General features: G+C 72.6%; 11 protein-coding genes and 1 pseudogene. 3 read left to right on the plus strand and 9 right to left on the minus strand.

Annotated features, from left to right (window positions below):
• Positions 1-132 precede the first annotated feature (132 nt).
• On the plus strand, positions 133-441 hold the full coding sequence (locus ACFZBU_RS39185; RefSeq protein ID WP_391588533.1) for a transposase: 309 nt from the start codon (positions 133-135) through the stop codon (positions 439-441).
• Complete coding sequence (locus tag ACFZBU_RS39190; RefSeq protein WP_391588534.1) at positions 438-1,073, plus strand: IS3 family transposase; 636 nt, start codon at positions 438-440, stop codon at positions 1,071-1,073. The genes ACFZBU_RS39185 and ACFZBU_RS39190 overlap by 4 nt, the downstream gene beginning before the upstream one ends.
• Here ACFZBU_RS39190 and ACFZBU_RS39195 read toward each other — a convergent pair.
• Positions 1,045-2,440: pseudogene (locus tag ACFZBU_RS39195) on the minus strand (IS30 family transposase). The gene ACFZBU_RS39190 and the pseudogene ACFZBU_RS39195 sit on opposite strands and share 29 nt — an antisense overlap.
• A gap of 23 nt (positions 2,441-2,463) precedes the next feature.
• On the opposite strand from ACFZBU_RS39195, the gene ACFZBU_RS39200 reads away from it, so the two are divergent.
• Positions 2,464-2,760 carry a transposase gene (locus tag ACFZBU_RS39200; RefSeq protein WP_391588535.1) on the plus strand — a complete coding sequence of 99 codons (297 nt, stop codon included), beginning with the start codon at positions 2,464-2,466 and terminating at the stop codon, positions 2,758-2,760.
• 631 nt (positions 2,761-3,391) lie between these two features.
• Here the strand turns inward: ACFZBU_RS39200 and ACFZBU_RS39205 are convergent.
• The 8 genes from ACFZBU_RS39205 to ACFZBU_RS39240 form a co-directional block, all read right to left on the minus strand.
• Positions 3,392-4,267 carry an aminoglycoside phosphotransferase family protein gene (locus ACFZBU_RS39205; protein ID WP_391588536.1) on the minus strand — a complete coding sequence of 292 codons (876 nt, stop codon included), beginning with the start codon at positions 4,265-4,267 and terminating at the stop codon, positions 3,392-3,394.
• On the minus strand, positions 4,264-4,809 hold the full coding sequence (locus ACFZBU_RS39210; RefSeq protein WP_391588537.1) for an AAA family ATPase: 546 nt from the start codon (positions 4,807-4,809) through the stop codon (positions 4,264-4,266). The genes ACFZBU_RS39205 and ACFZBU_RS39210 overlap by 4 nt, the downstream gene beginning before the upstream one ends.
• 63 nt (positions 4,810-4,872) lie before the next feature.
• The gene (locus ACFZBU_RS39215; protein WP_391588538.1) at positions 4,873-6,768 is read right to left on the minus strand and encodes a hypothetical protein; all 1,896 of its coding nucleotides are present in this window, start codon (positions 6,766-6,768) and stop codon (positions 4,873-4,875) included.
• Positions 6,765-8,918, minus strand: a complete 2,154-nt coding sequence (locus tag ACFZBU_RS39220) for an HAD-IA family hydrolase (RefSeq protein WP_391588539.1) — start codon at positions 8,916-8,918, stop codon at positions 6,765-6,767. The genes ACFZBU_RS39215 and ACFZBU_RS39220 overlap by 4 nt, the downstream gene beginning before the upstream one ends.
• A complete protein-coding gene (locus ACFZBU_RS39225) occupies positions 8,915-10,615 on the minus strand; it encodes a non-ribosomal peptide synthetase (RefSeq protein ID WP_391588540.1) in 1,701 nt (566 codons plus the stop codon). Before ACFZBU_RS39225 ends, ACFZBU_RS39220 begins: the two co-directional genes overlap by 4 nt.
• Positions 10,612-11,901 (minus strand): aminotransferase class I/II-fold pyridoxal phosphate-dependent enzyme, encoded by a 1,290-nt coding sequence (locus ACFZBU_RS39230; protein WP_391588541.1) that lies wholly within the window; start codon positions 11,899-11,901, stop codon positions 10,612-10,614. Before ACFZBU_RS39230 ends, ACFZBU_RS39225 begins: the two co-directional genes overlap by 4 nt.
• Before the next feature lie 38 nt (positions 11,902-11,939).
• Positions 11,940-13,292 carry a hypothetical protein gene (locus ACFZBU_RS39235; protein ID WP_391588542.1) on the minus strand — a complete coding sequence of 451 codons (1,353 nt, stop codon included), beginning with the start codon at positions 13,290-13,292 and terminating at the stop codon, positions 11,940-11,942.
• On the minus strand, positions 13,289-14,164 hold the full coding sequence (locus ACFZBU_RS39240) for a TauD/TfdA family dioxygenase (RefSeq protein ID WP_391588543.1): 876 nt from the start codon (positions 14,162-14,164) through the stop codon (positions 13,289-13,291). The genes ACFZBU_RS39235 and ACFZBU_RS39240 overlap by 4 nt, the downstream gene beginning before the upstream one ends.
• Position 14,165: the final 1 nt, after the last annotated feature.

A 14,165-nucleotide genomic window follows, 5' to 3' on the forward strand; every position in this document is an offset into this window, starting at 1 on the left:
TTGCTCTCGTTCCGGCGCAGGGAGCCGTAACGGTCACACCATCTTCCCCGGCTGTGAGGACCCCCTGGGCTTGATCCGGTTTGACGGACACCCTGACTGAGGGGTTTTGGCCCCCCGGGGAGGATGTCCATCATGGAGAGCATGGGGAAGAAGAAGCCTCGGCCTCGCCGCTCGTTCACGCCGGAGTTCAAGGCGGAGATCGTTGCGCTGTGCAAACAGGGCGACCGTTCGGTCGGTCAGGTCGCGAAGGACTTCGACCTGACCGAGACCGCGGTGCGGGCCTGGGTCGTTCAGGCCGAGGTCGACACGGGTGACCGCGACGGCTTGACGACGTCCGAGCGGGAGGAACTCGCCAGGTTGCGGCGGGAGAACACCCGGCTGCGGCAGGACGTGGACGTCCTCAAACGGGCCACGGCTTTCTTCGCGACAGAGACCCGGTGACGGTGCACCCGTTCATCGAGGCGGAGAAACGCGCAGGTCACAGCGTCAAACGCGTCTGTGAACTGCTTCAGGTCTCCCGAGCCGCCTACTACCACCGCCGCACCGCGGCCCCAGGCCCGCGCGCCGTCCGCGACGCGGAGCTCAGCGAGCGGATCACCGAAGCCCACCGGATCTCACGCGGCAGCTACGGCGCCCCGCGCGTCCACGCGGTCCTGGTCCGCGACGGCGTCCGCGTCGGGCGCCGCCGCGTCGCCCGGTTGATGCGCCAGGCAGGACTGGCCGGCCGGCACCGCAGACGAGGGCACCGCACCACGGTCCCGGACCCGCAGGTCGGCGCGCGCCCCGACCTGGTCGGCCGCGACTTCACGCCCGGACCGGCACCCGCAACCCGCTGGTGCGGCGATATCACCTACCTGCCCACCGGACAGGGCTGGTTGTTCCTCGCCACCGTCATCGACATCGCCACCCGCAAGGTCGTCGGCTGGGCCACCGCCGACCATCTGCGCACCGAACTCGTCGCCGACGCCCTGCGCGACGCGGTCCGCAAGCATCGCCCGACCCCCGGGACGATCTTTCACTCGGATCGAGGCTGCCAACTTGGGTTCAACCAGTCGTCGCAACACCGGCTCTGACCGGCGACTTAAGCTGATCATCGAGGGCTTCGGCGGGCGTCCGCCAATCGAGGGTCTTGCGAGGCCTGTCGTTGAGGGTGGCGGCGACCGCGTTGATCTCGTCGGCGGTCCATCGGGACAGATCCGTTCCTTTCGGGAAGTACTGTCGTAGCAGCCCGTTCGTGTTCTCGTTGGTGCCGCGCTGCCAGGGGCTGTGCGGGTCGGCGAAGAACACCTTCATCCCCGTGGCCGCACTCAGTTGCACATGCTGGGCCAGTTCCTTGCCGCGGTCCCAGGTCAGCGAGCGACGCACGTGCTCCGGCACAGCCGCGAACGCGGAGGCGATGGCGTTGCGGACGGCTTCGGCACCGTGTCCCGCCAGGGCCGGGCCGTTCTTGACGCGTTGCTCGACGCCATAGCCCTCATCGAGGCAGATGCAGAAGTACGGTGAGCCGCGTGGTGCGTTCCACGAGGGTGCCGATCGCGGACTGGTTGGTCCCGATGATCAGGTCACCCTCCCAGTGGCCGGCAACAGCTCGGTCGTCGGCCTCGGCCGGCCTCAGGCCGATCACGGTCTCGGGGGTGACGTGGCCGACGGCACGCTGCCGGGAGCGTGCCCGGGGAGCCCGCAGCGCCCGCCCGGTCCGCAGGCAGGCGACCAACTCGCGATCGAGCGCTCCGCGTCCTCGGATGTAGAGCGCCTGATATATCGCCTCGTGGGAGATCCGCATGGAGCCGTCGTCCCGAAAGTCGACCGGGAGCCGGTTGGCAATCTGCTCGGGGCTCCAGGCCGTCGCCCACCGCCGGTCCTCGCGGCGCGGCTTGTTGCGTCCCCTCCACTCCGGGGTCCGCGGACCGAACACGGGTGACCTGTCCGGGAGTTGGACCTCACCCGACAACCGGGCCTGAACGTAGCCGCGCAGGCGCTCGTCGGCCACGAGCTTCGGGGTCCTGGGGCGCCGAGCCGCCAACTCGGCCTTCCACTGGGCGATCGAGGCCCGGTAGTCCAGCCGGGCACCGCGGGTGGCCGCGTTGCGCCGCAACTCCCTCGAGATCGTCGAGGGCGACCGGCCCAGTTGACGCGCGATCTCCCGGACCCCGGCGTCCTGAGCCCGCAGCAGCGCGATCTCCTCGCGTTCAACGAAGGACAGGTACCGGCCCGAGTCAGGGCCCAGCCGCAGCGTGGGCATGCCGCCGCCCTCGCGGAACCACCGCGAGCCGACCACGCCCGAGACACCGCACGCGATCCCCGCCTCCTCGCTGGACATCCCCTCCGCGATCCGCACCCAGAACTCCCGCTCCACCCCGCGCCGGATCGGGGGCCTCCCCGGCGAACGCATCGCCGGACGCCCCGTCAACGTCGTAATCCAACCTGCTGGCCGCCCCATACAACACCACCTCGATCAAGGTGTTGCGACGACCGATTGAATCCGCCCAATACACGAGCAGCGAATTCGCCGTCCTGGCAAGCGGGTTCGGCATCCGTCTGTCGGTCGGGCGGACCGGCCAGTGCTGGGACAACGCACTCGCCGAGTCGTTCTTCGCCACCCTCAAAAGCGACCTCGCCACCGACCGACCCTGGCCCAACCGGATCGCGGCACGGGCAGCGGTCTTCGAGTGGATCGAGTCCTGGTACAACCTACGCAGGTTGCACAGCAGCCTCGGCTACCGCAGTCCCATCGAATACGAAGCCGCCCTGGCGGCCTGACCACACCACAACGACGGTGTCCGTCAAAGCGGAGCAAGCTCACCCCCGCCTCGGAGCCGCCGGGCCAGATGGCGATGGCACGGGCCAAGAGAGAGGAATTGGAACGAGATGGCCATCTTTGATGGGTGCAGTTCGTTTCGAGGGACGACGTTGATCAAGTCGTGAGGCGAACTTCCGCGGGGCGGGGCAGGCGTGCTCGCGCTCGTGGGCGGCGTGGGCGCGCAAGCAGGGATCGAGGTCGCGGTTGGCGACCGGCGCACGGTGCCGCAGGATGGCTTCTGCTCCGGGCAAGCCCCGGCGGGCGCCGATGGCGGAGGGGCGTAGCCAACGGCGACATTCGACTGCCCCAATCAGCTAGGGCAGGGCTTGGTGTGCCAGAGCGTGTCCTGAAACCAGTGGACCTCGTCGCCCACCTCAATGGGCTGCTTGCAGTGCGGGCACACGGGCGGCTCATCGTCTTCGGAACTGAAGAATGGCTTGCTGTACTTGAAACTCTTCGGCACCTCGCGAGCGTACAGCCACACCGCATGCCTCGGTGGGCGTCCGGCTCGTTCTCCCTGCAAACGAACTGCACCCATCATTGATTGCCTCTGCGAGGCGGAGCCCGGGCGCAGCGGTGACCTGTCCGGGGTCACGGGCCGGGTGCGTCGGCGGCTGCCGTTCGAGCCTTGGGGGGCCAGCGCTGGAACGCGGTGTGGAGGGTTCGGTGGGCTTCGGTCGCGAAGGCGAGCTGTCCGTTTCTCGTGGCGGTCACGGCGATGGCGGCGGCGTCGGTGACTTCGCAGACGCGGATGAGGCGGCCTTCTTCGGTGTCGGGTTCGCGGCCGTATCCGGTGTGAAAGGCCGTGTACAGGTCGGGTCGTTCGTTGAGGGTGCGTTGTCGGATGCGCAGGAAGTCGCGGCCGACTGCTTCGTATCGGCTGGTTTCGAAGTCGATCACGCCCAGGCGTTCTCCGTCCCACAGGAGGTTGCGGCTGGTGAAGTCGAGGTGGGAGGGCTGGGCCTGTTGTCCGGGCATGGCGTCCAGGAGTTCGAGTGCGTGCCTGGCCGTGTCGGCTTCTTCCGGGGTCAGCGGGTCGGTGCCGTGGGCGAGTTGGGCGCGGATGTACGCAGCTCGGTCGGGGCCGAAGGTGGGCAGGTGCCGTCGGGGGCCCGCGTTGTGGAAGAACCGCAGGAGTGCTCCGGCCTGCCGGTACGCGGAGCGTTCCTCGTCGACAGCGGGGCTGAGGGTGGAAAGCGGTACGCCGGGGACGACGGTCGTCAGGAGGGCGTGGCGGGTGGGGTCGGCATCGAGGAGTTGCGGGGCGCGGGGTCCCAGCGCGGGGGCCCAGGTGCGGAGGGCGTGGAGTTCGCGGGCGAACGAGTCGGCGTTGGTATTCGTCTTGAGGATCATTTCCCGGCCGCCGTGGGTGCGCAGGCGGGTCACGGTGGTGGAGGTGCCGGGCCAGGTGTGGTCTGCCACGACTTCGGCGTTCCCGGCGATACGGGCCAGAGGGTCCTGGTTCATGGCCGGTCCAGGGCCTTGAGTGCTTGTTCGAGGGTCTCGTGGGGGGTGAGCGTGGTGGTGTCGATGATGTCGGCTTCGTCGCGGAGCCATGTGGTGAGGGCTTGTTCGTACGCGGCGAGGCGGCGGCGGCGGAAGGCGCGGACCTTCTCGCTGCGTGTTTCGTCGCCGGGGCATTCCATGCTCGCGTCGATGCGAGCGAGGAGGGTGGGGGTGTCGGCATGGACGACGAGGTGGCGGAGCGGGATGCCGGCGTGGTCGATGGCGGCGAAGATCTCGTGCGCGTAGTCGCGGTTGACGAGGGTCATCGGCGCGATGAGGGGACGACCCTGGTTGTAGTGGTGGAGTTCGACGCCGGTCGCGGCGACCAGGGGGCGCCAGGGCGGTAGGTCCTGGAAGTCCTTGGCGCGGCCAGGGAGGAGGTTGCGGAGCATGAAGCCGACTTCCTCGGGGTCGTAGAGCATGCTGCCTTCGACGGTGGCGGCGAGAAGGTTGGCGAGGGTGGTCTTCCCTCCGCCGAAGGGTCCGTTGATCCAGATGATCACGCTGTCTCCGTGGTGTAGGTGGGGGTTGTCGTCGTGGGGCGAACGTGCGGTGGGTGCGATCGGTTACGTCCCGTGTGGTGGTGCGAGCTTCTCATCGGTCGGGAGGGACGGGACGCGGAACTGCCGGAAGGAGAGCCGGAATCCGTCGGCGTGGATCACCCAGATCCTGTCGAGTTCGGGGATCGGCCGGGCCGGCATCGCGAGGGTGAAGGTGTGGGGCGTCCCGGGGGCGATGTTCGCGAAGGCGTGGTCGTGGGAGCCCGCCCGCGTGGTTCGGGGCCGCAGGTGCACGGCGCAGGGGATGTCGGTGCCGGTGCCGGCGGTGGCGATCGAGACGCGCACGAGAACCGGCGCGCCGGGATGCAGGGCCCTGGGTACGTCGACGGTGCAGGCGGGGGCGTCGGCGGGTTCGCTGAGGGCGGGTCCGCAGCGGGGGCAGTGGATTGCGGTGCGGGGGCTGTGGCCGAGTCGGCTGGTGTGGTGTTCGCGGTGTCGGGGGGCTCGGCAGTACGGGCAAGGGTCGGTCGGTGTGAGGTGTTGGACGCGGTGGTGTGCGTGCGCGGCGGCGACTTGGCGGGCGTAGGCGCCGCCGGAGGTCGTCGCGGATATCGACAGGGCCGTCTCGGCCCAGGCCCGTGCGATGTCGCGCGGTTCGTGGAGGTCGGTCGATGCGCTGCTTGTGTCCAGGAGGTGGTCGACGGCCGCTGTGTGGTGGGCGCGCAGCCGGTCGAGGCAGGCGGCCAGTTCGGCGTCGGGGCGGATGCGCAGACTCGCCCGCAGTGCGTGCTCGAACGCCGCGGCCTCACTCAACACGGCGAGTTGCAGGGCCGGCTCGCAGGGCGGACTTGGGCTCGGGGAGGGCAACCGGCGGAGCCGCATGTCGGGAGGCGCTCCGGTGCGGTGCGGGCGCAGTTCTGGGTCGCCGAGCAGGACGGTGGAGGGGCCGTGGATGCCGCGGGCGGCGCCGTCGTGGTCGAGGGCTCGGACGCAGTGGCCGAGGGTGTGTCCGGCGTGCAGGAGCGTGGCGGCGGCCTGCGGTTCGGTGTCGGTGGTGTTCAGGTCGCCGCGGAGGAGGCCGAGGACCGCGGCGGGGTGGCCTTCGACGGCGTCCAGGGCGAGGTTGACGTCCGAGGGGTATTGCTCGGTGGCGCCGAGGGCGATGGCGTTGCACACGAACAGGGCGAGGATCTCGGTTTTGAGGTCGTGTGGCGCGAGGGTGGGAATGCGGCCGCCGGTGGTGTCGGTCTTGCAGTGCCGGCGGGTGCAGCCGTCGGGGATCTCGGTTCCGGTGGTGGTGTGTTCGCGGGTGCCGGTGAGTCCGCACAGGATGGCGGGGCCGAGGGCGGCGTGGGCGGCGGACCCGTGGGCGTCGACGATCAGGGTCCGCCACGATCGGGCGAGGGCGTCGGGGGTGGCGATGCCTTGTCCGGGTGCGGGAAGCAGTCGGGAGAGGCCGGTGGTGCCGTCGATCAGCGCGGACGCGGCGTGGGTGTGTGCGGTGTGGGCGGCGTGGGTCTTGGCGAGTGCGAAGGTGATGGCCGCGACGTCGCGGCCGGTGAGGAATCCAACGGTCGTGTCGCGTGCGGCTTGTCGGGTCAGGTAGGGCACGAGGGCTGCGAGGGTGAGGTGTTCGGCGGGGGCGATCACCAGGACGCTTCCGCCGGCGAGGTCGTCCGGGAGTTCGTCGAGGCCGGCGGCGTGGTGGTGGGGTCGGCCCAGGACGGTCGCGGCGAGGTCGCCGAGGGTGCGGTGGGGGCCGACCGAGGCGATGCGCGCTCCCGCGGGCGCGGCCGGCCGGGGAGCGCGGGGATCGGTGGCGTACCAGGCGAGGACGCGCCGCATCCGGTCCGCGCGGTCGGTCTCGGCCGGGCGGATGACCGGGACGTGTCCCGCGTGGCTGTGCGCGAGGGCGTCGGCGGGTCCACTGCTCCAGCGGTAGGGGGCGGGAAGTGTGTTCATCGGGGGCCCCGGAACGTGGTGAGCGCGCGCAGAGCGAATCGCGTGCGGACGTGGTCGGGGAGGGCGCGGGCGGCGCGGTGGGCGGCGTCGGTGCCGGCGCGGTGGCGATGGGTGTCGGTCTGGTGTTGGTAGGGCCAGGCGCGTTCGGCGAGGGCGGCCAGGGCGTCGGCGGTGGCGCAGTCGATCGTGTACTCGGCGAGCGTGGCGGTCGTGGTGGGCAGGCTGAGGGCGGTCAGGTGCGCCGTGACGCGGTGGTCGGTGCCCTTGCCGTGGAACAGGGGCATGGGGTGGTTCGCGAACGCGGCGCAGCGGTACGCCACGTCCAGCGCCTGGAGCGGGTCGGGGCCGACGGGGTGCAGGAGGAGGCGGATCAGGCATCCGCCCGGACGCAGGAGTCGCAACGCCCGGTCGACGGCGAGCAGCGGGTCGGGGGTGAACAGGAGGACTTCGTGTTCGAGGACGACGTCGGCGCTCGCGTCGGGCAGGGGCGGGGCGATCGCGTCGGCGAGGAGGGCGCGCACGCCCGCGAGTTCGCGGGCGGCGAGGCGGGCGGCCATCGGGGCAGAGGTCTCCAGCGCGGTGTAGGTGCGGGTGCCCGCGGCCAGGTGGGTGGTGACGCGGCCGGTCCCGGCGCCGAGTTCGACCACGTCGCGCCCGGCCAGGTGGGTGTCGGCGAACGCGTGGAGGGCCTCGGCCATCGGGGTCGGGACGGGGCGGTGCGTGTCGTAGGCGGCGGCGAGTTCGGCGGTGTAGAGGACGTCCTGCTCCGGGCCGGGCGCCGGGGACAGGTCGGGCGTCTCGCCCAGGACGGCGGCGAGGGCGCGGGCCGTGTGGTCCCAGGACCAGCGGTGATCGACATCCAGGAGGTCCGCGCAGGCCCGGCGCAGGAGCGGGATCAGGGTGGTCACGGGGCGGACGGCGGCGGCGAGGCCGAGGGCCGTGGTGGGGTCGGGGGCGTGGGAGGCGAGGAAGGCGGCGGTGTGGGATGCGGGGAGGTATCGGGTGGCGGTGGCGTCGGGCCAGGGGTGTGGTTGGTGTCGGGCCAGGAGGGTGCCCAGGAGGGTGAGGGCGTGGCGGGCCTGGTCGAGGGCGTCGGCGGCGGCAAGCGCGTCGCCGGCCCGGTGGCGGTCGGCGACGTGGGTCAGGGCCCAGCCGGTGCGGGTGAGGAGGTCTTCGGCGTGGAGTGCGGCGAGGGCGCGTTCGGTCGCCAGCCATGGCGGGAGGTGTTCGGCCGGGCCCGGGTCGGGATTGTAGGGGAGCCAGGCGCCCGGGTGACCTGCGGCGGCGTCGGGGTTCGCGGTCACCGGCAGGAGTCGCACGGTGGTGATCGTGTCGTCGGTGGCGCGGGCGGTGACGGTGTGGGGGTCGATGGGGTGCGCGGTGGTGGCCGTGCCCGAGGCGAGGAGGTCGGCCGCGACTCGGGGGGCGGTGCGTGCGGTGGCCAGGTAGCGGACGTGGATGGTGGTGTGGGTGTCGGATTCGGCGTGCCCGGGGGGTGGTTGCGTGCCGAGCGGGTCGGGTGCGGGCGGGGCGAGGTTCCCGAGGTGGACGCCCGCCTCGGTGAGGAACGCTTCGAAGGCGGCTGCGGTGGTGTGGTGGTGGGCGCGTAGGCCGGTCCAGGCTGCGGCGCGGACGTTGGTGGGGTTGTCGTCGGTGAACACGACCGATGCTGCGGGCAGGTCCAGGAGTTCCAGAGCGTGGGTGTAGGCGCGCGGGCTTGGTTTGGTCAGGTGGGTGGTGGCGGAGTCGGCGACGATGTCGAACAGGTCGCGGAGGCCGTGCAGGCGCAGGTCGTCCTCGACGGCGGTGGTGTTGTTCGTCAGTGCGCCGATGCGCAGCCCGGCGGCGCGGGCGCGGCGCAGCAGGTCGGCCATGGCGGGGTCGGGTGTGCCGCGGTCGGCGGCCCAGTGGGTGACGGCGTGGTCGCCGGCTTGGCCGAAGCGTCGGGTGGCGCGGGCGCGGACGTCGGCGACCCATTGTTGGTGGGTGAGGACGCCGACGTGGGCGAGGTCGAACAGGTCGTCGTAGGCGAGGGCGCGGAGCGCGCCGGGCGGGAGGTGGAAGGCTTGTTCGGCGTGGGTGGCGCTGTGGTTCCACAGGCGTACGACGCCGTCGAGGTCGACGAGGAGGCCGCGCACGGTGGTGGTCACGGACGGCTCCCGGTGATGGCCCGGGCGAGGAAGCCGGGGGTGGGGTCGGCGAGGAACTGCGCGAGGGTGATTTCCGTGCCGTAGTGCGAGTTGACGTCGTGGAGGAATGCCAGGGCGGCGAGCGAGTCGCCGCCGGCGGCGAAGAAGTCCGCGCTCGCGTTCGCGGCGGGTGTTCGGCTCCACGTCTGCCACCGGTGCGCGGCGTGTTCCGGCAGGGCCGGCGGGTGCGGATCGTCGGGTGCGGCGGCCGGCCCGGGCGGGGTGGGGTGTGGGGTGCGGTCGAGTTTGCCGTGGGTGGTGCGGGCGAGTTCGGGGTGGCAGGTGATGGTGGTGGGCACGGCTGCGGGTGGCAGGTTGGCGGCCAGGTGGGCGCGCACCGTCATGGGCGAGTGGGTGGTGGTTTCCACGCGCAGGACCAGGCTTGGGCGGGCTTGCCGTGTGTTCTCGCAGGTCAGGACGGCGGCTCGGACTCCGGACAGGCGGGTGGCGCATGCTTCGACGTCGCCGGGTTCCAGGCGGACCCCGCCGAGGTTGAGTTGGGTGTCGACGCGTCCGAGGACGACGATCCGCCCGTCGGGCAGGGCTCGGGCGCGGTCCCCGGTGCGGTAGACGCGTTGCGGCCGGTCCTCGTCGGGCAGTGCGAGGTGGGGGAACGCGGTGGCGGTGGTGTCGGGCATGTCGAGGTAGCCGGTCGCCATTCCTTCGCCGGCGAGGTGGAGTTCGCCGGTGTCGCCGTCGGGGACGGGCCGGTCGTGGGCGTCGAGGATCCACGCGCGCACGCCGGGCAGCGGGCGGCCGATCGGGGCGGGGTCGATGTGGGGGTGGACGTGGTCGTCGAACAGGGCGTCCACGCACGCTTCGGTGGGTCCGTAGGCGTTCGCGACCCGGTGGCGCGTCAGCCACGGGCGCAGGGGTGCGGGGTGCAGGATCTCGCCGCCCAGGACGATGCGCCGCAGATGCGGGAGGTCGGGGAACGGCGTGGCGGCCAGGTGGGTGGGGGTGCACGTGAACGCGGTGATGCGGTGCCGGGTCAGGAACGCGGTGAAGGCCGGGCCGGGTATGCGGTCGGCGGGGGCGGCGATCTGGAGGCGGGCGCCGGTGGTGAGCGCGCACAGCACTTCCCACAGGACGGCGTCGAAGGTCGGCGCGGCGAGCTGTGCGACGCGGTCGGTGGGGCCGATTCCGGCGAGGGCCGGCATGGCGTGGGCGCGTGCGGCGATGGCGGCGTGGGTGACCTGGACGGGTTTGGGGGTTCCGGTGCTGCCGCTGGTGTGCCACACGCACGCCTCGGAGTCCTCCCCCGGTGCGGGCGGCGGCGGCGCGGGCGGCGCCCCGGCAGCCTCTGCGGGCAGGTGGGCGGCCCAGGCGGGGGCTTCGCCGGTGGGGGTGACGACCGTGGTCGCGGCGCAGCCGGCGGCCAGGCGGGCGAGGAGCGGGTGGGGGTGGGTGGTGTCGAGGGGTACGGCGGTGGCTCCGGTACGCCAGATGGCGAGGAGGGCGGTGACCCACGCGATGCCGGGGGGCAGGGCGATCAGGACGCGTGCGGAGCGGGGCCTGGTGTGGTGGAGGGCGGCGGCGAGGTTTCCGGCGTCGGCCCACAGGTGGGCGTAGGTGAGGGTGTGGGTGTCGTCGGCGACGGCGATCGCGTCGTGGTGGTGGTCGGCGGTGGTGGCGAGGAGGTCGGTGAGTGCGCTCATCGGGGCACGTCCCGTCGGGGGTGGGTGGCGCCGTCGCGGGCGGCGCGCAGCAGGGCGAGGGTGTGGAGGAGGTCGGGGTGTGCGACGGAGAGGTTGACGCGGATCCGGGGTGGGCCGGGGTCCAGGGCGTGCCAGGAGTCGCGGTCGCCCCCGAAGAGGTAGGAGGGGTTGAGTTTGAGGGCGTGGCGGCGGCCGATGGTGTTGACCCAGCGCACGACGGCTTCGGGGGTGTCGGTGTCGTCGACGAGGACGCGCGGGAGCAGCGAGTAGCCGGCGACGGGCCGCTGCTCGGGGTCGATGAGCAGGAGTCCTTCGGTGTGGCGGATGGCGAGGTCGAAGGCGTGGGCGAAGTGGGTGCTCATGGCGTCGAGGTGGTCGACGATCGCGCGGCAGGTGCGTTCGGAGGGGACGGTGGGCACGCGGTGGTGGGCGTAGCGCTCCTGCAGCCATCGGTGGCGGGTGGCGAACGCCGGGTTGCCGCCGGTGTGTCGGGCCTCGGCGAGCAGGAGGACGGACAGGTAGAGCAGGACGACCTGTCCGGCCAGGGGGCTGGTGGTGGCGCTGCGGTCGAAGACGTCGTCGCGGGCGGCGTCGATCAGGGGTGCGTGGGTGGATAGGAGCAGTCCGGGTCGGATGCCGGGGACGCACAGGTCCTTGGAGGGGGTCATCAGGACGGCGGTGTCGTCGAGGCGGCCTGCGAGGGTGGCGCGGGCGCGGTCGGTGACGGCGTGGCGGGTGGGGGCGCGGCCGCCGGCGAGGAAGACGATGTCGACGATCCGGAAGTCGGCGTCCACGCGGGGTGGGGTGTGGAGGGTGCCGGTGACGCCGTTGGGGAGGATTTCGACGAGCGCGGTGTGCGTGGCTTTCTCGCCGGTGGGGTGGAGGGTGCCGTCGTGGCGGTAGCGGCCCAGGATGGTGCCGCCGTGGCGGCGGGGTGTCTGTTCGAAGGCGTAGTAGCAGGGTGAGGGCAGGATCAGGCCCGCGTCGCAGGCGGCGAGGAAGCGGGTGACCAGGCCGATGCCCTCGGTGGCGCCGGTGGTGAACAGGACCTGGTCCGGGTCGAGTTCGAGGCCGAGGTAGGCGCCGGCGAGGGTGGCGGCCAGGGCGCGGTCGTGGCCGTCGGCGGCGGTGCCGTATTCGTGCAGGCGTCCGCCGTCCGCGCAGGCCCGCAGGGCGTGGTGGAGGAATCGGTGGGTGGCGCCGGCGGCGGGGTGCAGGTTGTAGCCGTAGCCGATCTGCGCGCAGTCGGCGGGCAGGCCGGCGCGGAGTTCGCGGTAGACGGCCACGCAGGGCGCGTCCTGTATCGGGGCGGGGGCGAGCGCGGTCACCGCGTGGGGCCGATGTGTTCGAGGAGCGCGTGGGCGTGGACGCTCGCGGCCGGGCCGAGGGTGGGGGCGAACGGGTGGCCGGCGCGGGCGCGGAGCGCGGCGGTGCGTTCGGCGAGAACCGCAGCGGGTTCACGGTCGTGGACGGCGGCGGTCATGATCGCGGCCAGTGGGGGCATGTCGGCGGGGACCAGGCCCGTCCAGGTGGCCTCGGCCAGGCCCAGGCGCAGCGCGGGTGTGTCCAGGGGCAGGTCGGTGAGCCAGTTGACGTCGATGCCGGCCGCGTACAGGCGTCGGGCGGCTTCTCGGGCGCCGCGGTGGGGGTCGCGGATCCAGAGTTGGTGGGTGAGGGTGTGGCCGAAGTCGGCGCCGACGACGTCCCAGCCGGCGTGGGCGAGTTCCCGGCCCAGGGTGCGGGCGTTGGTGACGACGGTGCGGGCGTATTCGCCGCAGCGGTCGGCGAAGGAGACCAGGGCCAGTCCGAGGGAGGCGACCGCGGCGAAGTGGTGGTTGGAGACCATCTGCGGCTGGATCGTCGCGATCAGGTCGCGCACGCGGGCGTCGCGGGTGGCGATGAGGCCCTTCTGTGGTCCGGGGAAGGATTTGTGGGTGGACGCGGACAGGCTGTCGGCGCCGTCGTCGAGGGGGTTGCGCAGGGCGCCGCCCATGACCAGCCCGAGGGTGTGGGAGATGTCGGCGTGGACGCGGGTGCCCGGACAGGCGTCGTGGACGGTGGCGACGATCGCGGCGGTGTCGAGGGGGCGCAGGGTGTGGCACTGGTCGAGGTAGACCAGGGTCGGGCGGGTGGCGCGGCAGGTCGCGGCGAGCGCGTCCAGGTCGACGGTGCCGATCCCGGTGCCGGTGAGGTGGGCGACGCGGTGGCCCAGGCGGGTGGCGATGTCACCGGTGGCGTAGTGGCCGCCCTGGTCGGCGGCGACGCACACCACGGTGTCGGCGCGTCCCCCGGCGAGGGCGGCGATGACCATGTGCATGGCGTGGAGCCCGGACAGGGGGCGGACGTTGACGTGTTCCGCGGCCAACAGGCGGCGCGCGGCGGGGACGGCCAGGCCGGTCTCCAGCCACGCGGCGTCGCGGGCGGAGGGGAAGTGCCAGGCGCTGGTGTCGGGGTCGGGGTCGTCGTCGAACATGTAGCGGGCGCCGATGTCGGTGACGTACGGGAGCAGCGTGATCGGGGCGGGCGTGTTCTCCGCCGGGATCAACGTGACGGTGCGCGCGGCGCGCTCCTGGTGCGCGCGCAGCACGGACATGGCGGTTTCGAGCAGTTCGGCGTTCTCACGCGGGCGTGGGGTCACGGTGGTGTCGTATCCGGTGGGTGTGTCGAGGGCGGTCATGCGGTGGGCCGGGTGGTGAACAGGCCGCGCAGGATCAGCCGGTGGGGCTGCTCGTCGGTGTCGCGGTAGGGGGTTCGGCCGTGGCACAGGCGGTCGTTGGCCAGGATCAGGGCCTGTCCGGCGGCGAGGGTGAAGTCCAGGCGGTGGCGACTACCGGGTCGCGCGGCGGCTTCGAGGTGGGCGAGTGCGCGGGCGAGGTCGGCCTCGCCGCCGCGGGTGGCCCGGTAGGAGTCGGTTGCGGTGCGGGAGTAGCGGGTGATCGCGATGCCGTGCGCGTCGCGGCCGAACGCGGGCCCGGTCGTGAAGACGCCTTCGACGAACGTCGACGCGCGCACGAGTGCCTGCGGGTGGGCGAGTTGGGAGGCGGCCGCCGGGTCGTGGGCGGCGAGTTCGGCGTACGCGGCGAGGACGTTGAACAGCAGCGTCGATCCCCCGGTCGCGGCGGGGTGCGCGCACATCATGATCGTGGTGGGGATCTCGCCCAGGCGCTGCAGGGTGCCGTCGGTGTGGACGTTCTGCCCGGCGCGGTCCTGGAAGGGGTGCGCGGCGTCGGGGGCGGCGGCGATGCGGCTGACGCCGTGCGCGGTGTGGGCGGTGTGGGCGCCGGTGGTGTACATCGGCGGGGTGAACGCCGGTCCCAGGTCCAGGGCCCGGGCCAGGGCGACGAGGTCGTTCTCGGTGGGGGGCGGGCCGGGGACCTGGACGATCGCGTGGCCGCGCTCGCGGTAGTCCGCGACGATCGCGGCGCGGGCGCAGGCCCGGGGCAGGTTCCAGGAGGTGGCCGGCACGGGGGCGGCGGGGCCCGTGGCGAGGTCGGGGAAGGCGGGCGTGAGGGCGCGTGGGGCGGCGGGGGTGGGCAGGGGCGTGGGCATG

This window comes from Embleya sp. NPDC008237 (assembly GCF_042956465.1).
Classification (GTDB): Bacteria; Actinomycetota; Actinomycetes; order Streptomycetales; family Streptomycetaceae; genus Embleya.